Annotated in this window: 23 protein-coding genes and 1 pseudogene; 20 read left to right on the top strand and 4 right to left on the bottom strand. The window is 45.3% G+C overall.

The window, feature by feature from the left end; translation table 11 throughout:
* The first annotated feature begins 30 nt into the window (after positions 1-30).
* From NBH01_RS22695 to tsf, 7 genes are all read left to right on the top strand, one after another.
* Complete coding sequence (locus tag NBH01_RS22695; protein WP_008760797.1) at positions 31-1,521, top strand: pseudouridine synthase; 1,491 nt, start codon at positions 31-33, stop codon at positions 1,519-1,521.
* A 27-nt stretch (positions 1,522-1,548) separates the two neighbouring features.
* Complete coding sequence (gene asnS, locus NBH01_RS22690) at positions 1,549-2,952, top strand: asparagine--tRNA ligase (protein ID WP_055216360.1); 1,404 nt, start codon at positions 1,549-1,551, stop codon at positions 2,950-2,952.
* 139 nt (positions 2,953-3,091) lie between these two features.
* The gene (locus NBH01_RS22685) at positions 3,092-3,583 is read left to right on the top strand and encodes a DUF4488 domain-containing protein (RefSeq protein WP_008760799.1); all 492 of its coding nucleotides are present in this window, start codon (positions 3,092-3,094) and stop codon (positions 3,581-3,583) included.
* A 304-nt stretch (positions 3,584-3,887) separates the two neighbouring features.
* The gene (gene rplM, locus NBH01_RS22680; RefSeq protein WP_008760800.1) at positions 3,888-4,349 is read left to right on the top strand and encodes a 50S ribosomal protein L13; all 462 of its coding nucleotides are present in this window, start codon (positions 3,888-3,890) and stop codon (positions 4,347-4,349) included.
* A gap of 6 nt (positions 4,350-4,355) precedes the next feature.
* Positions 4,356-4,742, top strand: coding sequence for a 30S ribosomal protein S9 (gene rpsI / locus NBH01_RS22675; protein WP_008760801.1), 387 nt, complete (start codon positions 4,356-4,358; stop codon positions 4,740-4,742).
* Positions 4,743-4,863: 121 nt separating this feature from the next.
* Positions 4,864-5,700: a 30S ribosomal protein S2 gene (gene rpsB / locus NBH01_RS22670; protein ID WP_008760802.1), complete on the top strand. Its 837-nt coding sequence runs from the start codon at positions 4,864-4,866 to the stop codon at positions 5,698-5,700.
* A 125-nt stretch (positions 5,701-5,825) separates the two neighbouring features.
* Positions 5,826-6,818: a translation elongation factor Ts gene (tsf, locus tag NBH01_RS22665; RefSeq protein ID WP_016269412.1), complete on the top strand. Its 993-nt coding sequence runs from the start codon at positions 5,826-5,828 to the stop codon at positions 6,816-6,818.
* A 58-nt stretch (positions 6,819-6,876) separates the two neighbouring features.
* Here tsf and NBH01_RS22660 read toward each other — a convergent pair whose 3' ends face one another.
* Positions 6,877-7,227, bottom strand: a complete 351-nt coding sequence (locus NBH01_RS22660) for a translation initiation factor (RefSeq protein ID WP_022470914.1) — start codon at positions 7,225-7,227, stop codon at positions 6,877-6,879.
* A 108-nt stretch (positions 7,228-7,335) separates the two neighbouring features.
* On the opposite strand from NBH01_RS22660, the pseudogene NBH01_RS22655 reads away from it, so the two are divergent.
* The 5 genes and pseudogenes from NBH01_RS22655 to NBH01_RS22635 all read left to right on the top strand — a co-directional run bounded on the left by NBH01_RS22655 (position 7,336) and on the right by NBH01_RS22635 (position 11,945).
* Positions 7,336-9,016 (top strand): annotated as a pseudogene (locus NBH01_RS22655) (DUF5686 and carboxypeptidase-like regulatory domain-containing protein).
* An 88-nt stretch (positions 9,017-9,104) separates the two neighbouring features.
* On the top strand, positions 9,105-9,767 hold the full coding sequence (locus tag NBH01_RS22650) for a redox-sensing transcriptional repressor Rex (RefSeq protein ID WP_008760805.1): 663 nt from the start codon (positions 9,105-9,107) through the stop codon (positions 9,765-9,767).
* A complete protein-coding gene (locus tag NBH01_RS22645; RefSeq protein WP_062694334.1) occupies positions 9,767-10,381 on the top strand; it encodes a fumarylacetoacetate hydrolase family protein in 615 nt (204 codons plus the stop codon). The genes NBH01_RS22650 and NBH01_RS22645 overlap by 1 nt, the downstream gene beginning before the upstream one ends.
* 39 nt (positions 10,382-10,420) lie before the next feature.
* A complete protein-coding gene (gene ispF, locus NBH01_RS22640; protein WP_008764145.1) occupies positions 10,421-10,900 on the top strand; it encodes a 2-C-methyl-D-erythritol 2,4-cyclodiphosphate synthase in 480 nt (159 codons plus the stop codon).
* 37 nt (positions 10,901-10,937) lie between these two features.
* Positions 10,938-11,945 (top strand): metallophosphoesterase family protein, encoded by a 1,008-nt coding sequence (locus NBH01_RS22635; protein WP_062694338.1) that lies wholly within the window; start codon positions 10,938-10,940, stop codon positions 11,943-11,945.
* Here NBH01_RS22635 and NBH01_RS22630 read toward each other — a convergent pair.
* A complete protein-coding gene (locus tag NBH01_RS22630; protein ID WP_062694340.1) occupies positions 11,920-12,798 on the bottom strand; it encodes an exodeoxyribonuclease X C-terminal domain-containing protein in 879 nt (292 codons plus the stop codon). The genes NBH01_RS22635 and NBH01_RS22630 overlap by 26 nt on opposite strands.
* A gap of 393 nt (positions 12,799-13,191) precedes the next feature.
* A complete protein-coding gene (locus tag NBH01_RS22625) occupies positions 13,192-13,419 on the bottom strand; it encodes a hypothetical protein (protein WP_128832495.1) in 228 nt (75 codons plus the stop codon).
* A gap of 158 nt (positions 13,420-13,577) precedes the next feature.
* Between NBH01_RS22625 and mnmA the strand changes: the two genes are divergently transcribed.
* The 8 genes from mnmA (at position 13,578) to NBH01_RS22585 (ending at position 21,394) form a co-directional block, all read left to right on the top strand.
* A complete protein-coding gene (mnmA, locus tag NBH01_RS22620; protein ID WP_055229261.1) occupies positions 13,578-14,666 on the top strand; it encodes a tRNA 2-thiouridine(34) synthase MnmA in 1,089 nt (362 codons plus the stop codon).
* 24 nt (positions 14,667-14,690) lie between these two features.
* Entirely contained in the window at positions 14,691-16,046 is a 1,356-nt protein-coding gene (locus NBH01_RS22615; protein WP_008760811.1) for a S8 family peptidase, read from the top strand.
* A gap of 89 nt (positions 16,047-16,135) precedes the next feature.
* On the top strand, positions 16,136-17,389 hold the full coding sequence (gene xseA, locus NBH01_RS22610; RefSeq protein WP_016269417.1) for an exodeoxyribonuclease VII large subunit: 1,254 nt from the start codon (positions 16,136-16,138) through the stop codon (positions 17,387-17,389).
* An 11-nt stretch (positions 17,390-17,400) separates the two neighbouring features.
* On the top strand, positions 17,401-17,607 hold the full coding sequence (xseB, locus tag NBH01_RS22605) for an exodeoxyribonuclease VII small subunit (RefSeq protein WP_008760813.1): 207 nt from the start codon (positions 17,401-17,403) through the stop codon (positions 17,605-17,607).
* A gap of 51 nt (positions 17,608-17,658) precedes the next feature.
* Complete coding sequence (locus tag NBH01_RS22600) at positions 17,659-18,678, top strand: branched-chain amino acid aminotransferase (protein WP_008760814.1); 1,020 nt, start codon at positions 17,659-17,661, stop codon at positions 18,676-18,678.
* 40 nt (positions 18,679-18,718) lie between these two features.
* A complete protein-coding gene (locus NBH01_RS22595; protein ID WP_016269418.1) occupies positions 18,719-19,342 on the top strand; it encodes a DUF975 family protein in 624 nt (207 codons plus the stop codon).
* A gap of 110 nt (positions 19,343-19,452) precedes the next feature.
* The gene (trmB, locus tag NBH01_RS22590) at positions 19,453-20,211 is read left to right on the top strand and encodes a tRNA (guanosine(46)-N7)-methyltransferase TrmB (protein WP_008760816.1); all 759 of its coding nucleotides are present in this window, start codon (positions 19,453-19,455) and stop codon (positions 20,209-20,211) included.
* An 82-nt stretch (positions 20,212-20,293) separates the two neighbouring features.
* Positions 20,294-21,394, top strand: a complete 1,101-nt coding sequence (locus NBH01_RS22585; RefSeq protein ID WP_048695156.1) for an Mrp/NBP35 family ATP-binding protein — start codon at positions 20,294-20,296, stop codon at positions 21,392-21,394.
* A gap of 119 nt (positions 21,395-21,513) precedes the next feature.
* Here NBH01_RS22585 and NBH01_RS22580 read toward each other — a convergent pair whose 3' ends face one another.
* Positions 21,514-23,436: a TlpA disulfide reductase family protein gene (locus NBH01_RS22580; protein ID WP_250700318.1), complete on the bottom strand. Its 1,923-nt coding sequence runs from the start codon at positions 23,434-23,436 to the stop codon at positions 21,514-21,516.
* Between the last annotated feature and the right edge of the window lie 55 nt (positions 23,437-23,491).

The following is a 23,491-nucleotide window of genomic DNA, read 5'->3' as shown; positions in this document are numbered from 1 at the left end:
GCCAAAGTCTAATTTTATTCGAATAAAAAAATGAGCACAGAAAACGAAGAATGGCGCGAAAATTCTTACAATGAGGAGAATACAGGTGCCGGCCGTGATGGTAACAAGTCTTACAACAGAGAAGGTGGAGAACGTCCGTATCGTCCTTCTTACAACCGTGAAGGTGGGGATCGTCCGTATCGCCCGCGATTTAATCCGAATAGTGAAGGTGGAGAGCGCCCACAGCGTTCTTATGGTGAACGTTCTTATGATCGCCCCCAACGTCCTTCTTACAATCGTGAAGGTGGAGACCGTCCGTATCGTCCTCGCTTCAATAGCAACAATGAAGGAGGCGAACGTCCGCAACGTCCTTACAACCGCGAAGGTGGTGAACAACGTTCTTATGATCGTCCTCAACGCCCTTCTTACAACCGTGAAGGTGGAGACCGTCCGTATCGTCCGAGATTTAATCCGAACGGCGAAGGTGGCGATCGTCCGCAGCGTCCTTACAATCGTGAAGGTGGCGAGCAACGCTCTTATGGCGACCGTCCGTACCGTCCCCGTTTTAACAGTGGCGAAGGTGGCGACCGTCCTCAGCGTCCTTATAACCGCGAAGGTGGTGATCGTCCATATCGTCCCCGCTTCAACAGTGGTGAAGGTGGTGGCTACCGTAATAACAACGGTGGTGGCTATCGTCCGAGATTTAACAATGACCGTTCGCAGGGTGGCTATCGTCCGCGTCCGCGTACCAGTGATTACGATCCGAATGCTAAGTATAGCATCAAGAAGCAGATTGAGTACAAGGAACAGTTTGTTGATCCGAACGAACCGATTCGTCTGAATAAGTTCTTGGCTAATGCCGGTGTTTGCTCACGTCGCGAAGCTGATGAGTTTATCACAGCAGGTGTGGTTTCTGTAAACGGTGAAGTAGTAACTGAATTGGGTACAAAGATCAAACGCTCGGATGTGGTGAAGTTCCACGATGAACCGGTAAGCATCGAACGTAAGGTATACGTACTGTTGAATAAGCCGAAAGATACGGTTACTACATCGGATGATCCGCAGGAACGCCGCACGGTAATGGATCTGGTAAAAGGCGCTTGCAACGAACGCATTTATCCGGTAGGGCGTCTTGACCGCAACACGACTGGTGTACTTCTGTTGACAAATGACGGTGACCTGGCTTCCAAGCTGACACACCCGAAATTCTTGAAAAAGAAAATATATCATGTTCATCTGGACAAGAACCTGACAAAAGCAGATATGGATCAGATTGCAGCCGGCGTACAGTTGGAAGACGGTGAAATCCATGCAGATGCTATCAGCTACACAGATGATTTCAAGAAAGACCAGGTAGGTATCGAGATTCACTCCGGCAAGAACCGTATCGTTCGCCGTATTTTCGAATCACTGGGATATAAAGTAGTAAAACTCGACCGTGTATTCTTTGCCGGACTGACCAAAAAAGGTCTGCGCCGCGGAGACTGGCGTTACCTGTCGGAAGCAGAAGTAAACTACCTCCGCATGGGGTCGTTTGAGTAATATATAATATTGTATTAAAAAAGTTTTATGGAAAAGATTGGTAGAACAAAAATTGTTGATCTGTTGAAGCGCGAAGATATTGGCGCTATGGTCAATGTGAAAGGATGGGTTCGCACCCGCAGAGGTAGCAAACAAGTTAACTTTATCGCACTGAATGACGGTTCTACAATAAATAATGTGCAGATCGTAGTAGATCTGGCTAATTTCGATGAAGAGATGCTGAAACTGATTACTACCGGGGCTTGTATTAGTGTGAACGGAGTAATGGTGGAATCTGTGGGTTCCGGTCAGAAGGTGGAAGTGCAGGCTAAAGAAATCGAAGTGCTGGGTACTTGCGACAATACATATCCATTGCAGAAAAAAGGTCACTCCATGGAATTCTTGCGCGAGATCGCTCACTTGCGTCCGCGTACCAATACCTTTGGTGCAGTGTTCCGCATTCGTCACAACATGGCGATTGCTATTCACAAGTTTTTCCATGAAAAGGGATTTTTCTATTTCCATACACCGATTATCACAGGTTCCGACTGTGAAGGTGCCGGACAGATGTTTCAGGTAACTACCATGAATCTGTATGACTTGAAGAAAGACGAAAGAGGTTCTATCTCTTATGATGACGACTTCTTCGGCAAGCAGGCAAGTTTGACAGTATCCGGTCAGTTGGAAGGTGAATTGGCGGCCACTGCTTTGGGTGCTATCTACACATTCGGTCCTACTTTCCGTGCCGAAAACTCCAATACTCCCCGCCATTTGGCAGAGTTCTGGATGATTGAGCCGGAAGTTGCGTTCAACGACATTGCCGACAATATGGACCTGGCAGAAGAGTTCATCAAATATTGTGTGAAATGGGCGTTGGATAACTGTGCGGATGATGTGAAGTTCCTGAACGATATGTTCGATAAGGGCTTGATTGAACGTCTGCAAGGTATATTGAAGGATGATTTCGTTCGTTTGCCTTATACGGATGGTATCAAGATTCTGGAAGATGCCGTTGCGAAAGGTCACAAGTTCGAATTCCCTGTTTACTGGGGGGTAGACTTGGCTTCCGAGCACGAACGCTATCTGGTGGAAGATCACTTCAAACGTCCGGTGATTCTGACTGATTATCCGAAGGAAATCAAAGCCTTCTATATGAAGCAGAACGAGGATGGAAAGACAGTACGTGCGATGGACGTTCTTTTCCCGAAGATCGGTGAGATCATTGGTGGTTCTGAACGTGAAGCGGATTATAACAAGCTGATGACTCGTATTGAAGAAATGCATATCCCGATGAAGGATATGTGGTGGTATCTGGATACCCGTAAGTTCGGTACTTGTCCTCACTCCGGTTTCGGACTCGGTTTTGAACGTCTGTTGCTGTTTGTAACAGGTATGTCAAATATCCGTGACGTGATACCGTTCCCGCGTACACCGAGAAATGCTGATTTCTAATATTTCGGTATATTTATGTAAAACTCGCATAATCTTTTGATTGTGCGAGTTTTTTTATGCATTTGATTGTTACTTTCTCAAAATAAATCTTTATATTTGGACATACGCCTTTAAAAGTGTTAACTAAAATCATATTGTCATGAAAAAGCTCTATTTCTTTACCATGCTTTCAATTATGTTGTTAGCGGTAACAGGTGCGACGGCCCAAAAGAAAACCAAATTCAAACCGGCCGATTTGAAAGGGATCTGGCAGTTGTGCCATTATGTATCAGAATCTCCCGATGTTCCGGGATCGTTGAAACCCAGTAATACATTTAAGGTATTGAGTGATGACGGCAGAATCGTGAATTTTACCATTATTCCCGGTTCGGATGCGATTATCACAGGATATGGTACGTATAAACAGTTGACTGATGATTCTTATAAAGAGAGTATCGAGAAGAATATCCACCTTCCGATGCTCGATAATCAGGATAATATTCTGGAGTTTGAAATAAAGGATAATGATTATCTGCATTTGAAATACTTCATCAAGAACGATCTGAACGGAAATGAACTGAACGCTTGGTATTATGAGACCTGGAAACGGGTGGAGATGCCGGCTAAGTTTCCGGAAGATATTGTGCGATAAATTAGATTGCAATATAGATTCTTTGTTGTTTTTTGACCTCCCCGGTGTCAATCCGGAGGAGGCCTTTTTATTTTCTGCACCTTATCTACAAATATAGTAAGTTTCCCTTGTCATTCAACCCGATAAATCCAAAAAAAGCTAGAAATAGTTTGCCAATTCAAAGAAAAGCCGTACTTTTGCAAGCCGATTATTATCACAAAATGATAAGAGATTAATTCATAGCAAGTTAGTCCTCCTTTGTCCGGGGAGGCTGATATGTGGTGAAGAAAATTTTTAGTAGTAACATTTAAAAAACAAAATTAGAGTGGATACTTTAAGTTACAAGACCATTTCTGCAAACAAAGCGACCGTAACCAAAGAATGGGTTATCGTTGACGCTACAGACCAAACTTTAGGTCGTCTGGGAGCAAAAGTTGCAAAATTGCTGAGAGGAAAGTACAAACCAAACTTTACTCCTCACGTAGACTGCGGTGATAACGTTATTATCATCAATGCAGACAAAGTAAAACTGACTGGTAACAAATGGAATGACAGAGTATATTTGTCATATACAGGCTACCCTGGTGGTCAGAGAGAAATGACTCCTGCCCGTTTGATCACTAAACCGAACGGCGAAGAGAGATTACTGAAAAAAGTAGTGAAAGGTATGCTTCCTAAGAATATCTTGGGAGCTAAATTGCTGGGTAACCTGTATGTATACGCTGGTAGCGAACACAAACATGAAGCTCAGAGCCCGAAAATGATTGATATTAATTCATATAAATAAGATATAATGGAAGTAGTAAATGCATTAGGCAGACGTAAACGTGCAATTGCACGTGTATTCGTAAGCGAAGGTACAGGAAAGATTACTATTAACAAGAGAGACCTTGCAGAGTACTTTCCATCAACTATACTTCAGTATGTTGTAAAACAACCATTGAACAAGTTGGGTGCTGCTGAGAAGTATGACATCAAAGTAAACTTGTGTGGTGGTGGTTTCACTGGCCAGTCTCAGGCATTGCGTTTGGCAATCGCTCGCGCATTGGTTAAGATGAACGCTGAAGATAAGGCTGCACTTCGTGCTGAAGGCTTCATGACTCGTGACCCACGTTCTGTAGAGCGTAAGAAACCGGGACAGCCGAAAGCTCGTAGAAGATTCCAGTTCAGCAAGCGTTAATGTGCTGCCTGACCGAGGAATATGTTTAGTATCTAAACTACTGGGACTCTGCTCATAGACTACCCAGCGGTTGGTTTAGAAAAAACAAAAAAGAAAGTAAACGATTTAAAGAAAAAACAAGATGTCAAGAACAAATTTTGATACTTTATTGGAAGCCGGTTGCCACTTCGGACACCTTAAGAGAAAGTGGAACCCTGCAATGGCTCCTTATATTTTCATGGAACGCAATGGTATTCACATCATTGATCTCCACAAAACAGTTGCAAAAGTAGACGAAGCTGCTGAAGCTTTGAAACAGATTGCCAAATCAGGCAAGAAAGTTCTTTTTGTTGCTACTAAAAAACAAGCAAAGCAGGTTGTTGCTGAGAAAGCTCAATCTGTTAATATGCCTTATGTAATCGAGCGCTGGCCGGGTGGTATGTTGACCAACTTCCCGACTATCCGTAAGGCTGTGAAGAAGATGGCTACTATCGATAAATTGACTAACGATGGTACATATTCTAACCTTTCTAAGAGAGAAGTTCTTCAGATCTCTCGTCAACGTGCAAAATTGGACAAGACTTTGGGCTCTATCGCTGACCTGACTCGTCTGCCGTCTGCATTGTTCGTTATCGACGTAATGAAAGAAAATATCGCAGTTCGTGAAGCTAACCGTCTGGGTATCCCTGTATTCGGTATCGTTGATACTAACTCTGATCCTACAAACGTTGACTTCGTAATTCCTGCTAACGATGACGCTACTAAATCGGTAGAAGTTATCCTGGATGCTTGCTGTGCTGCAATGATCGAAGGTTTGGAAGAAAGAAAAGCTGAAAAGATCGATATGGAAGCTGCTGGTGAAGCTCCTGCAAACAAAGGCAAGAAGAAATCAGTAAAAGCAAGACTCGACAAGTCTGATGAAGAAGCTATCAACGCAGCGAAAGCTGCTGCCTTCATCAAGGAAGACGAAGAGGCTTAAATATATAAATGTGCCAATTTGCTAGCGTGCAGGCGTGTGGTAGTTACCTCATCCTGCATTGTATTGGCAGATTGGCACATTTTTTGTTTTGAAAATTATTATTCATTTAAATAAAGGAAATTATTATGGCTGTAACTATGGCTGATATTACCAAGCTGCGCAAAATGACCGGAGCTGGTATGATGGATTGCAAGAACGCATTAACAGAAGCTGAAGGCGATTACGACAAGGCAATGGAAATTATCCGTAAGAAAGGACAAGCTGTTGCTGCTAAGCGTTCAGAACGTGATGCTTCTGAAGGTTGCGTTTTGGCTAAGACTACTGGTGACTATGCCGTTGTCATTGCTCTGAAGTGTGAAACTGACTTTGTGGCTCAGAATGCTGATTTTGTGAAACTGACTCAGGATATTCTTGATCTTGCTGTGGCTAACAAATGCAAGACATTGGACGAAGTAAAAGCTTTGCCGATGGGTAACGGTACTGTACAGGATGCAGTGGTTGACCGTAGCGGTATCACAGGTGAGAAAATGGAGCTTGATGGTTACATGACTGTAGAGGGTGCAAGCACTGCTGTTTACAACCACATGAACAGAAACGGTCTTTGTACCATTGTTGCTTTTAACAAGAACGTTGACGAACAGTTGGCTAAGCAAGTAGCTATGCAGATTGCTGCCATGAATCCGATTGCTATTGATGAAGACGGTGTTTCTGAAGAAGTGAAGGAAAAGGAAATTGCTGTTGCTATCGAGAAAACAAAAGCTGAACAGGTACAGAAAGCTGTAGAAGCTGCTTTGAAGAAAGCTAATATCAACCCTGCTCATGTAGATAGCGAAGAGCACATGGAAAGTAATATGGCTAAGGGCTGGATTACAGCTGAAGATATAGCTAAGGCAAAGGAAATTATTGCTACCGTTTCTGCTGAAAAGGCTGCACATCTGCCGGAACAAATGATTCAGAACATCGCTAAGGGTCGTCTGGGTAAGTTCTTGAAGGAAGTTTGTCTGCTGAACCAGGAAGATATTATGGACGCTAAGAAGACTGTAAGAGAAGTATTGGCAGCTGCTGATCCTGAACTGAAGGTTCTTGACTTTAAGCGCTTCACTCTGAAAGCTGAATAATCTATCTCAAAAAGATAATAGAGAAGGGCGGAACTTTGATGGTTTCCGCCCTTTTTCATTATCCTCCGACTCCTTTGGTCTTTGTATATCCTTCTTTTATCAGCAGGTCTATCACTTTTTGTTTGAAATCTCCCTGTACGATGATTTCCCCGTCTTTGGCCGAACCTCCGACTCCGCATTTACTTTTTAGCATTTTTCCGAGTTCTTTTTGGTCATTCTCTGTTCCAACGAATCCGGTGATGAGTGTAACTACTTTGCCGCCACGGTTTTTTCGGTCGAGAGAAACCCGAAGGTTCTGTTTATTCTTGTCCAGCGTCACTTGTTCCTGATCGTCATCCATGTCATAGTTGAAATCAGGATTTGTAGAGTAGACCACGTTCAATCTATCTTTCCAATCATTATTTTTCATATACTTCAGCTTTTATTGTGTCAAAAGTAATATTTTGTGGGGAACTTTGCAATCTTTTGTTTACTTTGGCGTCTAATAATAAAACGAAATAAGACTAATAAACAGAAAATGATGAAACGATCCATAGCGTTTGCTCTCATATGTTCTTTTACTATTTCTCTTTGGGCACAAACATTTAAAGGCAGAGTAGTTGATCTTGCAGGAAATCCGATCCCCTATGCGGCACTCTATCTGAAAGAACTTAAAACAGGCTTCACCACCGATGATAGCGGCTGTTTTCAGACCTCGTTCCCGGCGGGACAATATACCTGTGAGGTTTCTTCTTTAGGTTTCGCCGGACAAACATTCTCCTTTTCCATATCTGCCGGAGATGTGGAAAAGAATATTGTGCTCTCCGAACAAATATATAGTCTGCGGGAAGTGAATGTGGTGAAAGGTGTGGAAGATCCGGCCTATTCCGTAATGCGTAAGGCGATTGCGAATGCTCCTTATTACCGGACACAGGTGAAGGGATTTAGAGCCGGCACCTATCTGAAAGGCACGGGAAAAATGAAGACTATTCCCGCAATTCTAAAGCTGTCGAAGGAAGTCAGAAAAGAGTCGAAAGAGTTTCCTGATGGGCAAAACCTATCGTACTTCAGACAAGAAAGCATGGATTGGCTGGAAAGGCTTGCCTTCCTATGTGTCTGAGTATAATTTTGTGGATGGCTTCTGGCTGGGAGCTAAGTTTGAAACAGGGTTGAAGCTATCGGAGGCATCTACTTTGCGATTCACTCCTTCTGCTTATTATACCACTGCCCGTAAAGCGGTAGCAGGGCAAAGTGAACTCTCCTTGAGTTATGCTCCGAGGCGACGGGGATACATGGAACTGTCCGGCGGAGTTCTTTCTGCCGATTATAATGGAGAAAGTGGAGAATCCCGTCTGATAAATACCGTTGCCTCTTCTTTCTTCGGGCGGAATGATGTGAAACTCTATGAGAAGCGTTTCCTGTCTTTCCAAAATAAGATCGAACTGGCGAATAGTTTGTTGCTTTCTACCTCGCTATCCTGGCAGCGACGGCAGATGCTGGAGAATCATATACACCGGAGCTGGTTCAAGAAAGAAGCGGAGTCGAATATTCCGGACAGCCGGGCATTCTATCCGATGCCGGAAAATGAATTGTTGAAAGCTTCCTTTGCCTTGGAATATACACCGGCTCATTATTACCGGATGTACAGAGGAAAGAAAGTATACGAAGAATCCAGATACCCTACCTTTACATTGCGTTATGACCGTGCCTTCCCGTTGAAAGGTTCTTTGCCTTCTCCGTCCTATCACTTGGCGGAGTTTTCGGCCAGGCAGAGCATAGAGTTCGGAATGTTTAATACACTGAACTGGGCTGTTAATGCCGGAACATTCTGGAATAAGAGCGGTATGCAATTCCCCGATTTCAAACATTTTGCGACCACAGGCTTGCCGGTGACGGAACGCTCGTTTGATACAGGATTCTCTTTGCTGGATAATTATGCATACTCTACCAATACCCGTTGGGTACAAGCCAATATGTCCTGGTATACACTCTATCTGTTGCTGAAGTTCCTTCCTTTTCTGAAAAAGAAGAATCTCGACGAAGCGCTGCATCTCCGTACACTCGTGGGATACGACCGTCGTCCCTATTCGGAAATCGGCTACTCCATCGGATTCATGAAACTGGCACGGTTAGGCGTCTTCCTTGGCTTCGACAGTTTGAAATACCGCTCGGCGGGAGTTTCCGTCAGCATTCCGTTGTCAACGTTTGCGGGAGAATAGCGCCTGTGTAGAAATAGTATGAATCATTCTTGCAATTCCGAAAAAAAACGTATTTTTGTCAATCTTATAACCTGAATAAATAAAAGAAATGGCCGAGAACCAAAAGATACAGCAGATAGATTGTACGAAAGTGCCGGAGCCTACTTTGCGCAGACTGCCGTGGTACTTGTCGAATGTCAAGTTGCTGAAGCAAAGAGGCGAACGTTTTGTCTCTTCTACGCAGATATCTAAGGAAATAAATATTGACGCTTCACAGATAGCAAAAGACTTGTCGTATGTGAATATCTCCGGGCGTACACGTGTAGGGTACGAGGTCGATGCGCTCATTGAGGTTTTAGAGCACTTCCTGGGGTTTACGGAGATACATAAGGCTTTTCTTTTTGGAGTCGGCAGTCTGGGAGGCGCACTTTTGCAGGACTCCGGTCTGAAGCATTTCGGGCTTGAGATTGTGGCTGCTTTTGATGTAGACCCGACTTTGGTCGGCACTAACCTCAACGGGATTCCTATCTACCATTCGGACGATTTTCTGAAGAAGATGGAAGAATATGACGTGCAGATTGGCGTGCTGACCGTTCCTATCGAGATTGCCCAGTGCATCACAGATATGATGGTGGACGGGGGAATCAAGGCAGTCTGGAACTTTACCCCGTTCCGTATCCGTGTACCTGAGGACATCGTGGTACAGAATACATCCCTTTACGCTCATCTGGCGGTGATGTTCAACCGCCTTAATTTTAACGAAATCAAATAATGAAGATTATTGCCGTAGGAATGAACTATGCCCTGCACAATCAGGAGCTGGGACATACATCCGTAAATAAAGAACCGGTTATTTTCATGAAGCCCGATTCGGCTATTCTGAAAGATGGCAAACCGTTCTTTATCCCCGATTTTTCGAATGAAGTACATTATGAGACGGAGCTTGTAGTACGCATCAACCGTCTGGGAAAGAATATTTCTCCCCGTTTTGCCAGTCGTTATTATGACGCATTGACGGTAGGTATTGACTTTACCGCCCGTGACCTGCAACGAAAATTCCGCGAAGCGGGCAATCCGTGGGAACTTTGCAAAGGCTTCGACTCTTCTGCCGCTATCGGCACCTTTGTTCCGGTAGACCGCTACAAAGATATCCAGTCTCTGAATTTCAATCTGATGATTGACGGCAAGGAAGTGCAGCGCGGCTGTACGGCCGATATGCTTTTCAAAGTCGATGATATCATTGCTTACGTCAGTCAGTTTGTAACCTTGAAGATTGGCGATTTACTATTTACGGGCACACCTGTCGGAGTAGGACCGGTCAGTATCGGTCAGCACTTGCAGGGATATCTTGAAGGAGAAAAGCTGCTTGACTTCTACATACGTTGACCCGTGTATTCTTTATTTGACTCATTTATTAAATAGCTTATGAAAATAAGAGTAGGTTTTGGCTTCGACGTACATCAGTTGGTCGAAGGTCGTGAATTGTGGCTGGGCGGTATCCGTCTGGAACATTCCAAAGGGTTGTTGGGACATTCGGATGCTGACGTATTGCTGCATACGGTTTGCGATGCCTTGTTGGGAGCCGCCAATATGCGCGATATCGGTTATCATTTTCCGGATACTGCCGGAGAGTACAAGAATATCGACAGCAAGATTCTTTTGAAAAAGACGGTAGAGCTGATTGCGACCAAAGGATACCGTGTCGGGAATATCGATGCGACTATTTGCGCGGAACGTCCCAAACTGAAAGCTCATATCCCTTTGATGCAGGAGACGATGGCAGCCGTCATGGGAATCGATGCGGAAGACATCTCTATCAAGGCAACTACGACGGAGAAACTCGGTTTTACCGGACGGGAAGAAGGCATTTCCGCTTATGCTACCGTGTTGATAGAGAAGGACTGACAAAGCAGATTACTAACCCCCTTAAACAATAAATAGTATGAATCGAACTTTAAAATTATTCTTAGCACTGGTCTCTTTGTGTATGACCGCCTTCTGCTTCGCCCAAAAGAGCGAATTGCAGTTCAACAAAGACGGTAAATTTAAAATCGTACAGTTCACCGACGTCCATTTCAAGTATAAGAATCCCGCTTCCGACATCGCATTGGAACGTATTAATCAGGTACTCGACGAAGAACAGCCTGATTTTGTAATCTTCACCGGAGACGTCGTTTATTCCGCTCCGGCAGATAAAGGTATGTTGCAGGTGCTGGAACAGGTATCGAAGCGTAAACTGCCGTTTGTTGTCACTTTCGGCAACCATGACAATGAACAGGGAATGACGCGGGAACAGCTATATGACATCATCCGTCAGGTGCCCGGCAATCTGATGCCGGATCGTGGCTCGGTCCTTTCTCCGGACTATGTCTTGACCGTGAAAGCCTCTTCCGATGCGAAGAAAGATGCAGCCGTCCTGTATTGCATGGACTCTCATTCTTACTCCCCGCTGAAGGATGTGAAAGGTTACGCATGGCTCACCTTTGATCAGGTCAACTGGTATCGTCAGCAGAGCGCAGCCTATACAGCACGGAACGGCGGAAAGCCATTGCCGGCACTTGCTTTCTTCCACATTCCTGTGCCGGAATACAATGAAGCTGCTTCCGACGAAAATGCCATCCTGCGCGGAACCCGCATGGAAGAAGCCTGTGCTCCGAAACTGAATACGGGCATGTTTACTGCCATGAAAGAGTCCGGTGATGTGATGGGAATATTCGTGGGGCACGATCATGACAATGATTATGCAGTGATGTGGAAAGGAATCCTGTTGGCTTACGGTCGTTTCACAGGCGGAAATACAGAATACAATCACCTGCCGAACGGTGCCCGTATCATCGTGCTTGATGAAGGCGCCCGCACGTTCACTTCCTGGATTCGTCAGAAAGACGGTATCGTCGACAAAGTGACCTATCCGGCAAGTTTCGTCAAAGACGACTGGACCAAGCGTTAACTATTGCCAGCTTCACGTTGCTGAGGCGGGTATATTTGGAACCGTAGCTTTCGAACAGGCGTGACACCCGCGCCGATGCTACATATATAATTTCTCCCGGTCGATATTCATGCTCTATTCCGGATAGGGTGCATGATACCGCACTGGGAGTTTTTGATGGGATGCTCATCGTCACCAGGTTGCCGCTGGCATCGTTCAGAGTCAGTATCTGCTTGACGAAAAATTGCGGAGTCGTCCCGTATACTCTTGTTTTATACGGATCGTCTTCCAGGCGCACCCGCATGACTTTCAACTTTAAGTCCATCAGCTTCTCGTTCACTTCTCCCAGATAGCGGCTCTTCCGGCGTACCTCTTTGCTCTTCCGCAGCATCACGTCCAGATGTATCGAGTGATATGCCTGGGCTATTTTGACAAAACGCTCCTGTTTGGGAATCTTCGGAGTAAACTTATAGGCGATCCAGCTTAGATAGGCAGGATCGACTTTGAGGATTTCGTGCAGGAAGTGTCCCCTGTATTTGCCGAAAAAGATGAGGTCGTCACCGTTACTCTGCATTCTCTTCTCGTTGTAATCCATCAGGATGAGGCACCGTCGCGAATAATAAAACATGGTGCTTGCCATCCGCAGGGACTCGTTAATATCGGGAGATAAATCGTGTATATAGAGAATCGATTGCTTTTCGGGCAGGGGAGAGTAGAGCCAAAGGGAATAGTTGGGTTTTCCCGGTCGGGGCAATACCACCAGATAAACTCCTGCCTCTTTAAAGGAGGCTCTGCCTCGGTTGTATTCATTCAGTTTGGCATACAATAAGGCTTGCTCGCTTTCGGAAATTCCCGGTAATTTTGGATTAGCCATAATTGTTCTCGCTTTTGGTATAATTCAAATATACGAAATTATGACCAGAAAAGCAAATTTTGGCGTGAGTTTCTTCGAATAAGATCTGTTGGCGAAGTTAACTCGTTTCCGATTCAGTTATACGCTAAATTGTTAGTCCATATAAATCAAGTATCAGTATCATATAGAGCAATCGTTGGTTTCCTCGGAGGAAACGCCGGTTCCCTTTAAAAGGAACGGTCGTTTCCATTAAAAGGAACGCCCGTTCCCTCACCGGGAAACGACAGTTTCCATTACAAGAAATGATAGGAAACTATAAATCATTGAGGTCTAATCACATAGAGCAATATCGGTAATATTATAGAGTTTATGTTCATGTCCGTACAGTTTAGCTCATTTCCGCACGTTTTTGAACTAAATGATAGTCAATAGTATCTTCAATCTCCTCCTTCGGGAAGGAGGAGTACCCGTAGGGGGAGGTGGTAGGTGAATGCATAAATCTTTCATATACAAAGAAATAGGAATAAACATTATTTCTCCTACCACCTCGGTCTTCGACCACTCCTCCTTCTCGAAGGAGGAGATTCGAGATACTATTGACTTTTTAGTCACCCCCAATGGAGATACTACTGTTTGATTCATTTATCATTCGTTTTGAATAATAGAAAATGATTGTCTGATGATGGCAATGGGGCTATTGTCTGTTCATTCATTCGGGGACGCAAACTTTTCATTTCCTTTTTATGGCTGTCTGACTATAATCTTGTACTTTTGTATTCTTCTAATGATTGGAAATTCGGATGAAAGAACGAGATAAAAGAGTATTGGTCGGCATGAGTGGCGGTATAGACAGTACCGCTACCTGTCTGATGCTACAAGAGCAGGGATATGAAATAGTAGGAGTCACGATGCGTGTTTGGGGAGACGAGCCCCAGGATGCCCGCGAACTGGCCGCAAGAATGGGAATTGAACATTATGTGGCTGACGAGCGTATACCTTTTAAGGAGACCATCGTGAAGAACTTTATCGATGAGTACAAGCAAGGACGTACCCCGAATCCGTGCGTGATGTGCAACCCCTTGTTTAAATTCCGTGTATTGGCGGAATGGGCCGACAAGCTGGACTGCGCCTACATTGCGACCGGACATTACTCCCGCCTGGAAGAGCGGAGCGGGCACATCTATATTGTAGCGGGAGATGATGATAAAAAAGATCAGTCCTACTTCCTATGGCGGCTGGGGCAGGATATACTGAAGCGGTGTATCTTCCCGTTGGGCGACTATACGAAAATAAAGGTGCGTGAGTACTTGGCGGAGAAAGGATATGAAGCTAAGTCTAAGGAAGGCGAAAGTATGGAAGTCTGTTTCATTCAGGGAGATTACCGTGATTTTCTGCGCGAGCAATGTCCGGAACTGGATACGGAGATCGGTCCGGGATGGTTTGTCAACTCCGAAGGAGTGAAGTTGGGACAGCATAAGGGAGCACCTTATTATACCATCGGTCAGCGGAAAGGACTGGAGATAGCCTTGGGAAAGCCCGCTTATGTGCTGAAAATCAATCCGCAGAAGAATACAGTGATGCTGGGAGATGCCGAACAACTGCAGACGGAATATATGCTGGCGGAACAAGACCGGATAGTAGATGAGCAAGAATTGTTCTCTTGTGAGAATCTTGCGGTGAGAATCCGTTACCGCAGCCGACCGATACCTTGTCGGGTGAAACGCCTCGAAGACGGACGCTTGTTGGTGCGTTTCCTTGAGACGGCTTCGGCTGTTGCCCCCGGTCAGTCTGCCGTGTTCTACGATGGACGGCGGGTACTTGGCGGTGCGTTTATCGCTTCGCAGCGGGGGATCGGACTGGTGATCATAGAGAATAAAGACGAATTGTAGAATAAAATAAATAGAGAGATTCAGATGAAAAGATTAGTATTAGCGGCATTGATCCTGACTACAGCGGTGGGAGCATCTGCTCAATTTACCTCTACCGATACCTTGAAATATCGGATCAGCCTCACAGATAAGGCTGCAACCACTTATTCCATCCAGCAACCGGAGGAGTTCCTTTCCAGAAAATCCATCGACCGCAGGTTGAGACAGAAGCTGGCTATCGACTCTACCGACTTGCCGGTATGCAAGAAGTATGTAGATGCCATACGAAAGAAAGGCGTCCATGTGCTTGTCACTGGAAAATGGGATAATTTCGTTACAGTCTCCTGCAATGACAGTATGCTGATCGATGAAATAGCCAAACTGCCTTTTGTCCGTTCCACCGAGAAAGTGTGGCAGGGAAAAGTGTCGGCAGTTACCAAAAGAGATTCGCTGATCAATGATCCGCAGCGTTCGGACAGCCTGTATGGGCCCGCTATCACTCAGATTGAAATGAGCCGAGCCAACCTTCTCCACGATGCCGGATTCAAGGGACAGGGCATGACGATTGCCGTTATCGACGCCGGATTTCATAATGCGGACAGAATCGAAGCGATGAAGAATATCCGCATACTCGGAACACGCGACTTTGTGAACCCCGAAGCGGACATCTATGCCGAAAGCAACCACGGTATGTCAGTGCTGTCTTGTATGGCAATGAATCAGCCGAATGTCATGGTCGGCACCGCACCGGAAGCCTCCTACTGGTTGCTTCGCAGTGAGGATGAGGCTTCCGAGCATTTGGTAGAGCAGGATTATTGGGCGGCAGCCATCGAATTTGCCGATAGTGTGGGCGTGGATGTTGTGAATACCTCACTGGGTTATTATACCTTTGACGACCCGACCAAGAACTATCGTTACCGTGACCTGAACGGACACTATGCACTGATGTCAAGGGAGGCTTCGAAGGCGGCAGATAAGGGTATGGTCCTCGTTTGCAGTGCCGGTAACTCTGGCAGCGGCTCATGGAAGAAAATCACTCCTCCGGGCGATGCCGAGAATGTACTGACTGTAGGTGCTATTGATAAGAAGAAGTTACTGGCCCCGTTCTCTTCTGTCGGCAATACTGCCGACGGACGTGTGAAACCGGATGTCGTAGCAGTCGGCCTCAAGGCGGATATAGTGGGCACAGACGGTAATCTTCGTCTGGCCAACGGAACCTCTTTCTCTTCTCCTATCATGTGCGGAATGGTAGCTTGCCTGTGGCAGGCCTGCCCGAAGTTGACCGCCAAAGAAGTGATCGAACTGGTGCGCAGCGTAGGCGACAGATCCGATTTTCCGGACAACATCTACGGTTATGGCATTCCGGATCTCTGGAAAGCATACCAAATGAGCAAAGAATAACGAACGGTCCGCTATTCTTCGTTGTTAGGCTATATCAAATTCGCATCTCATTATAGAAATGTGTCATTCATTTATCGTTAATTATGCCTATGGATTCTCTTTCCCTACTAGAGCTAAATGCGCTTGTTCGGCGAAGTCTGGAGCAATGTCTGCCCGATGAATATTGGATACAGGCAGAACTGAGCGATGTCCGTTCCAATACTACCGGACACTGCTATCTGGAGTTTGTGCAGAAAGACCCGCGCAGCAACAATCTCGTAGCCAAGGCACGGGGTATGATCTGGAGTAATATCTACCGCTTGCTGAAACCTTACTTTGAGGAAACTACCGGACAGTTATTTACTTCCGGCATCAAAGTCCTGGTGAAGGTAACAGTCCAGTTTCACGAACTCTACGGTTACAGTCTGACTGTTCTCGATATCGACCCTGCCTATACGCTGGGCGATATGGCCCGCCGTCGTCGTGAGATACTCATGCAACTCGAAGAAGAAGGAGTACTGACTTTGAATAAAGAATTGGAAATGCCGGTTCTTCCTCAACGTATAGCGGTCATTTCCTCTGCCACCGCAGCCGGATATGGAGATTTCTGTCATCAGTTGCAGCACAATTCTGGCGGATTCTTTTTCTATACCGAACTGTTTCCGGCGTTGATGCAGGGCAATCAGGTGGAAGAGTCCGTATTGGCTGCATTGGATCGCATCAATGACCGGGTGAACGAGTTTGATGTAGTGGTTATCATACGAGGCGGAGGGGCGACTTCGGATTTATCCGGTTTTGATACGTACCTCTTGGCGGCCGCTTGTGCCCAGTTCCCGTTGCCCGTCATCACCGGTATCGGTCACGAGCGGGACGATACGGTGCTCGACTCTGTGGCACATACCCGGGTGAAGACTCCGACGGCTGCTGCCGAACTTCTGATTCACCGGATCACCGAATCGGCAGATCATCTGGAAGAGTTATCCGCCCGTCTGCAACAAGGGGCGTATGCCCTGCTCGAACAGGAAGGACGGAGGCTGGGAATGATTCAGACCCGCATCCCGAACCTTGTTCACCGAAAACTTACAGATGCCCGCTTTGCCTTGCTGGCAGCCGGAAAAGACTTGGCGCAAGCCACTCAGACCCTGTTGTCCCGTCATCGTCACCGGCTGGAACTTTTGCGGCAACGTGTGGCGGATGCTTCTCCCGACAAACTGCTGAGTCGTGGATATAGCATCACGCTGAAAGACGGAAAAGCGGTCACGGATGCCGCTTCGCTGAACCCCGGAGACCAGTTAGTGACCCGTCTGGCTAAGGGAAGTTTCACTTCCGAAGTCCGGCTCGATGAGCATTATTATTCATCTTAAATACAATAAATATGGCAGCTAAAAAAGAAACATACTCTCAGGCAATGGAGCGTCTTGAGAAGATAGTCCGTCAGATAGACAACAACGAACTGGATATCGACACTTTGAGCGAAAAAATAAAAGAAGCCAATGAAATTATTGCCTTTTGCACCGAGAAACTGACAAAAGCGGATCGGGAAGTCGAAAAATTGTTGCAAGAAAGGCGGCAGTCTGAATAATAAAAGTTATTTTTGCGAATCAAAGCGTAAAATAAACTAATACATAACGATATGAAAGAAATAGACTGGGCGAATCTGTCGTTCGGATACATGAAGACAGATTACAATGTGAGAATCAATTTCCGTAACGGCGCATGGGGCGAACTGGAAGTCAGCAGTGATGAACATCTCAATCTGCACATGGCAGCTACTTGTCTGCACTATGGTCAGGAAGCTTTTGAAGGTTTGAAGGCTTTCCGCGGCAAAGACGGTAAAGTACGTATCTTCCGTCTGGAAGAAAATGCGGCACGTCTGCAATCTACTTGTCAGGGCATTCTGATGGCCGAACTGCCGACCGAACGTTTCAAGGAAGCGATTCTGAAAGTTGTAAAGCTGAACGAACGTTTCATTCCGCCTTATGAAACCGGTGCTTCTCTATACATTCGTCCGTTACTGATCGGAACAAGTGCCCAGGTAGGCGTACATCCTGCCGAAGAATATATGTTCGTGGTATTTGTAACTCCGGTAGGGCCTTACTTCAAAGGTGGTTTCTCTACCAATCCGTATGTGATTATCCGCGAGTTCGACCGTGCCGCTCCTCATGGAACGGGTATCTACAAGGTAGGCGGTAACTATGCGGCCAGTCTGCGTGCCAACAAGAAAGCGCACGATCTGGGCTATTCCTGCGAGTTTTATCTGGATGCAAAAGAAAAGAAATATATCGACGAGTGTGGCGCAGCGAACTTCTTCGGAATTAAAGATAATACGTACATTACTCCGAAATCATCTTCTATCCTGCCTTCGATCACCAATAAGAGCTTGATGCAGTTGGCAGAAGATATGGGCATCAAGGTAGAACGCCGTCCGATACCGGAAGAAGAACTGGAAACGTTTGAAGAAGCGGGCGCTTGCGGTACGGCTGCGGTAATCAGCCCGATTCAGCGTATTGATGACCTGGAGAACGGAAAGTCATATGTTATCTCTAAAGACGGCAAGCCGGGACCGGTCTGCACGAAACTGTATAATAAGTTGCGTGGCATTCAGTACGGTGACGAACCGGATACACATGGTTGGGTGACGATTGTGGAATAATTGATCTTTAAGTATAATCTCTTTTAATTGCGTAATTACTATGTTGAAACAAAATTCAGAGTTGCGTGCTCAAGCACGTGAAGCCCTTCGTGGAAAGTGGCCTATGGCAGCCGTTGCTGCTCTTATTTATTCGGCTATCGCCGGTGGTTTGTCTTCCATTCCTTTTATTGGATGGATCGGGTCTTTGTTGGTCGGACTGCCTGTTGCATACGGCTTTGCTATTTTGATGCTGGCTGTATTCAGAGGAGCGGAAGAGGTTGATTTGGGAGTGTTGTTCGCAGGATTTCAGGAATATAGTCGTATCTTGACTACTAAACTGCTGCAGGCTGTTTATACTTTCCTGTGGTCATTGCTGTTGCTGATTCCGGGTATCATTAAGCATTATTCTTATGCGATGACGGACTATATTTTGAAAGACGAATCAGAATTGTGTAACAATGCTGCCATTGAAAGAAGTATGGCAATGATGGAAGGCAACAAGATGAAATTGTTCCTGCTTGATTTGAGCTTCATCGGTTGGGCTATCCTTTGCCTCTTTACTTTCGGTATCGGATTCTTCGTTTTGCAACCCTACATGCAAGTATCTCACGCTGCTTTCTATGAAGATTTGAAAGCTCAGCAGGGTGGTATTAATATCAATGTAGAAGTAACTGTAGAAAACTGATAAGCGAATAAATATCATTCTATAGAATGGAGTACGGAGCAATCTGTACTCCATTTATTTTTGTAGTTTACGCCAAAAGTAAGTACCTTTGCGTCCTAATCAGTAATGAGATGGGAAAGAATAAATTAGAGAAGTTTGCCGATATGGCGAGTTACCCGCATGTGTTCGAATATCCTTATTCGGCGGTGGATAATGTGCCTTTTGACATGAAGGGAAAATGGCATCAGGAGTTTTTCGGAAATGATCATCCGATCGTGCTCGAACTGGGTTGCGGACGGGGTGAATATACCGTCGGACTGGGCCGGATGTTTCCCGATAAGAACTTTATAGCAGTTGATATCAAGGGTTCCAGAATGTGGACAGGCGCCACGGAGTCCTTGCAGGCAGGAATGAAGAATGTCGCTTTCCTGCGTACAAATATCGAGATTATCGAACGCTTTTTTGCAGCAGGTGAAGTCAGTGAAATCTGGCTGACCTTCTCCGATCCGCAGATGAAAAAGGCTACCAAGCGTCTGACCTCCACTTACTTCATGGAGCGCTACCGTAAATTCCTGAAACCGGATGGAATCATCCATCTGAAAACCGACAGTAACTTTATGTTCACCTATACAAAGTACATGATAGAAGCCAATCAGTTTCCTGTCGAGTTTATCACCGAAGATTTGTATCATTCGGATTTGGTAGACGATATCCTGAGTATTAAGACTTACTATGAACAACAATGGCTCGATCGTGGTTTAAATATCAAATATATCAAGTTCCGCCTTCCGCAAGAGGGAGTTTTGCAGGAACCGGATGTGGAAATAGAACTTGATCCGTACCGTAGCTATAACCGTAGCAAGCGGAGCGGACTGCAAACGAGCAAATGATAAGTAATAAGTGACAAGTAATAAGTAATAAATAGTAATTGAGTGGAGTTCTTAACTTTCCACTCTCAATTCTGAACTAATTATGGCTCTTTATCCGAAATTAATATTGGATGCGCTGGCAACGGTGCGTTATCCCGGTACGGGAAAGAATCTGGTGGAAGCGGAGATGGTCGCCGACAATCTCCGCATTGATGGCATGGCAGTCAGCTTTTCGTTGATATTTGAAAAGCCGACCGATCCGTTCATGAAATCAATGTTGAAGGCTGCTGAAACAGCTATCCATACATATGTGTCACCAGATGTACAGGTAACTATAACAACGGAAAGCAAGCAGGCAGCCCGTCCGGAAGTGGGCAAACTGCTTCCGCAAGTAAAGAATATAATTGGTATCTCTTCTGGTAAGGGAGGGGTAGGCAAATCTACCGTATCTGCAAATTTGGCGGTGGCTTTGGCTAAGTTGGGCTATAAGGTCGGTTTGCTTGATGCTGACATTTTCGGTCCTTCCATGCCGAAGATGTTTCAAGTGGAAGATGCCCGTCCGTATGCGGAAAAGATCGATGGACGTGACTTGATAATTCCGGTAGAGAAATACGGTGTGAAACTGCTTTCTATCGGTTTCTTCGTTGATCCGGATCAGGCTACACTCTGGCGTGGCGGTATGGCGAGCAACGCATTGAAGCAGTTGATTGGCGATGCCGATTGGGGTGATCTTGATTATTTCCTGATTGACCTTCCTCCCGGCACAAGTGACATTCATCTGACCGTTGTCCAGACGTTGGCAATGACGGGGGCAATTGTTGTTAGTACTCCGCAGGCGGTAGCGCTGGCGGATGCCCGCAAGGGAATCAATATGTTTACGAATGATAAAGTGAATGTACCTATTTTAGGACTGGTTGAGAATATGGCTTGGTTTACACCTGCCGAACTGCCGGAGAATAAGTACTATATCTTTGGTAAGGAAGGAGCCAAGAAATTGGCAGAAGAAATGAATGTACCTCTGCTCGGTCAGATTCCTATTGTGCAAAGTATCTGCGAAGGTGGGGACAATGGTACTCCGGTGGCGCTGGATGAAGATACGGTAACTGGTCGCGCTTTCTTGTCATTGGCTGCCAGCGTAGTTCGTCAGGTAGATCGCCGGAATGTGGAGATGGCACCGACTAAGATTGTAGAGATGCACAAATAAGTGCTCTTATTTACTTTAAATATAAAACCTCCCGATGATGTACTTTTGTCTGTCATCGGGAGGTTGTTTTATCTTATCGTATATTGGTATAGCTTGTTGTTACTTTGCGATTGGTGATTCTACTTTTCCAATGCTTTCATCAATTGTTCTTTCATGGTGTCCACTCCTGGGAATCCGGTTTGTTTATAAGTGATGTTTCCTTCTTTGTCAATGACAAAGTAAGTAGGAACGCCCCGGATACTGAACTTCTCGCGCAGATAGCTCCATTGTTCATCCGTCACACGGAAATGTTCTCCGTGAATGTCAGGAATCATGTTTCTCCAGGTTCCCAGCGGAGACGTTTCACCTGTGATGTAAAGGTAGATGATGTCTTTGTCTTTCAGTTCTTTTTTCATCGGGAGAATCTGTTTGTTGGCAGACCGGCATGGACCACACCATGTTGCCCAAAAATCAACTAATAGCGTATGTCCCCGGAATTTGGAGATAATGGAAGGGAATAAATCTTCATTCGAAACTTCTCCTGTCTCATTAACGGTGAATCCTGTTTTCTTCTTGTTGATTTCTATTTGTTTCAGCAGATCATTGTTCATAGCCAGAGCCATCTCATTGTATGCTGCGGGCATAGTTGCCAGTTCTGCCTTTTGCTTATCGTTAAGTGGATTGAGATCTCTCATGGAGACTCCAATCACCTGTGCTTTAAGATTTTGTATTAAGTAACCGGTAGCTGTATGATTGCTCAGGCTTTTAAGAATCTTATCATCTATGCCTATACGGCGTATGATGTCAAACAGTATCGGGTATTTGCTGTTGTAACTGGCTTTGGGTGAAAGGATATAGGTGAACTCCTGAAGACTTTCATAATATCCTTGCGGAATATCAATCTTAGTCTCGGCATAGTATTTATTTGCTTTTTCTCCTTCCAGTCCATTCGTCATGATATGGGCTAATTTCAAGTTCCTTTCAGTTTCGATAATCTTTAGTGCGGCAGACAATTCGAGGTCAGTATTAATAATCTCCTTATATGCTGGGCTTTCTTTCGACTGTGTGATTTGCTTTCTGAACTCGGGGAGTCGGGCAAGTATTTGAGCTTTGTATTCTTCTGCTGTTTTACCATTCAGCTTTTTAATCTGTTGTTGGTATTCTTCATAGCTATTGCCTTCAATGAAACTGAAACTCATAGGATGATCAGCCAGTTCTTGCTGTACTCCGGCCAAATATCCTCCGTAATAGATTTCTTTTCCGTATGGTTTTTCTGTTTGGCGAAGATGTGACTGCTTGCGGGCATTTTCGCGAAGATTGATAACGATTGAAGTGGTTTCCCCCGGTGCCAATAAGTAGCTGACAGCTCCAAAAGGAAACCTGATCATGCATGGGGTGACCATGAAGACATTCATCTCATGATAAAACGTTCCGTCATCCTGAATGCGGATTTTTCCTTCCTGAGCTTCGTCTCTTATTACATCTTGAAAATAAAGACTGCCTTTGTTGGGCATCCCTTTTTGGTAGTCAAGGATTCTTCCTTTGAGGACCGCTTTGGCGTATTTAACAACAGGTTCGGGCAGCGTCGTTTTATGGTCTGCTTTAGTGACTGTTACGTCTTTAGGCAGTCTGAACTTGCTGAATGTTTTCTTGTCCAGCTGTATGCCCCATATCTTATATGCTCCCTCAAAGTCTCCTTCAGAGAAATCCAGGCAAGTCACGTTTTGAGGGATGGGTGGGAAAGTTAATTGGAATTCGGCTTCACCGGATTCGGGCATCCAGAACTCTTTGTCCAGTGTAATGCCGATTCCCTTTCGGACAGGGTATAGGTTGCCATTATTGTCTTTCAGTACACTGCCGGTTGCGATCTTTATCCAGTATTTGGGCCGATAGAAAGCTTTGATATACACAGTGGTGACTGTGTCACTCATGACAATTTTGTCTACCTCTATACTTGAGGAACTCTGAGCTAAAAAGGGAGGACGTTCTACGATTCTGTCTTTAGCTTGTGCCATACAAAGTATGCTTACCAGCAAACTTATCATTAATGCGAATCTTTTCATACGATTAGGCTTTTATCTCCAACAAATGTAATCATATTATTGTAATAATCTATGC

The organism is Bacteroides sp. B1-V-101, assembly GCF_023656585.1.
Classification (GTDB): Bacteria; Bacteroidota; Bacteroidia; order Bacteroidales; family Bacteroidaceae; genus Bacteroides; species Bacteroides thetaiotaomicron.
The sequence above is the reverse complement of the archived record's forward strand: the minus strand, read 5'-3'. Positions and strand labels throughout refer to the sequence as shown.

Coding starts and splice junctions, on each gene's coding strand:
- NBH01_RS22695 (WP_008760797.1), top strand. CDS start 31: ATGAGCACAGAAAACGAAGAATGGCGCGAAAATTCTTACAATGAGGAG.
- NBH01_RS22660 (WP_022470914.1), bottom strand. CDS start 7,227: ATGAAAAATAATGATTGGAAAGATAGATTGAACGTGGTCTACTCTACA.
- NBH01_RS22580 (WP_250700318.1), bottom strand. CDS start 23,436: ATGAAAAGATTCGCATTAATGATAAGTTTGCTGGTAAGCATACTTTGT.
- NBH01_RS22585 (WP_048695156.1), top strand. CDS start 20,294: ATGGCTCTTTATCCGAAATTAATATTGGATGCGCTGGCAACGGTGCGT.
- rpsB (WP_008760802.1), top strand. CDS start 4,864: ATGTCAAGAACAAATTTTGATACTTTATTGGAAGCCGGTTGCCACTTC.
- NBH01_RS22625 (WP_128832495.1), bottom strand. CDS start 13,419: ATGAATCAAACAGTAGTATCTCCATTGGGGGTGACTAAAAAGTCAATA.
- NBH01_RS22615 (WP_008760811.1), top strand. CDS start 14,691: ATGAAAAGATTAGTATTAGCGGCATTGATCCTGACTACAGCGGTGGGA.
- NBH01_RS22595 (WP_016269418.1), top strand. CDS start 18,719: ATGTTGAAACAAAATTCAGAGTTGCGTGCTCAAGCACGTGAAGCCCTT.
- mnmA (WP_055229261.1), top strand. CDS start 13,578: ATGAAAGAACGAGATAAAAGAGTATTGGTCGGCATGAGTGGCGGTATA.
- asnS (WP_055216360.1), top strand. CDS start 1,549: ATGGAAAAGATTGGTAGAACAAAAATTGTTGATCTGTTGAAGCGCGAA.
- tsf (WP_016269412.1), top strand. CDS start 5,826: ATGGCTGTAACTATGGCTGATATTACCAAGCTGCGCAAAATGACCGGA.
- NBH01_RS22600 (WP_008760814.1), top strand. CDS start 17,659: ATGAAAGAAATAGACTGGGCGAATCTGTCGTTCGGATACATGAAGACA.
- NBH01_RS22685 (WP_008760799.1), top strand. CDS start 3,092: ATGAAAAAGCTCTATTTCTTTACCATGCTTTCAATTATGTTGTTAGCG.
- ispF (WP_008764145.1), top strand. CDS start 10,421: ATGAAAATAAGAGTAGGTTTTGGCTTCGACGTACATCAGTTGGTCGAA.
- NBH01_RS22650 (WP_008760805.1), top strand. CDS start 9,105: ATGGCCGAGAACCAAAAGATACAGCAGATAGATTGTACGAAAGTGCCG.
- xseA (WP_016269417.1), top strand. CDS start 16,136: ATGGATTCTCTTTCCCTACTAGAGCTAAATGCGCTTGTTCGGCGAAGT.
- NBH01_RS22645 (WP_062694334.1), top strand. CDS start 9,767: ATGAAGATTATTGCCGTAGGAATGAACTATGCCCTGCACAATCAGGAG.
- rpsI (WP_008760801.1), top strand. CDS start 4,356: ATGGAAGTAGTAAATGCATTAGGCAGACGTAAACGTGCAATTGCACGT.
- NBH01_RS22630 (WP_062694340.1), bottom strand. CDS start 12,798: ATGGCTAATCCAAAATTACCGGGAATTTCCGAAAGCGAGCAAGCCTTA.
- trmB (WP_008760816.1), top strand. CDS start 19,453: ATGGGAAAGAATAAATTAGAGAAGTTTGCCGATATGGCGAGTTACCCG.
- xseB (WP_008760813.1), top strand. CDS start 17,401: ATGGCAGCTAAAAAAGAAACATACTCTCAGGCAATGGAGCGTCTTGAG.
- NBH01_RS22635 (WP_062694338.1), top strand. CDS start 10,938: ATGAATCGAACTTTAAAATTATTCTTAGCACTGGTCTCTTTGTGTATG.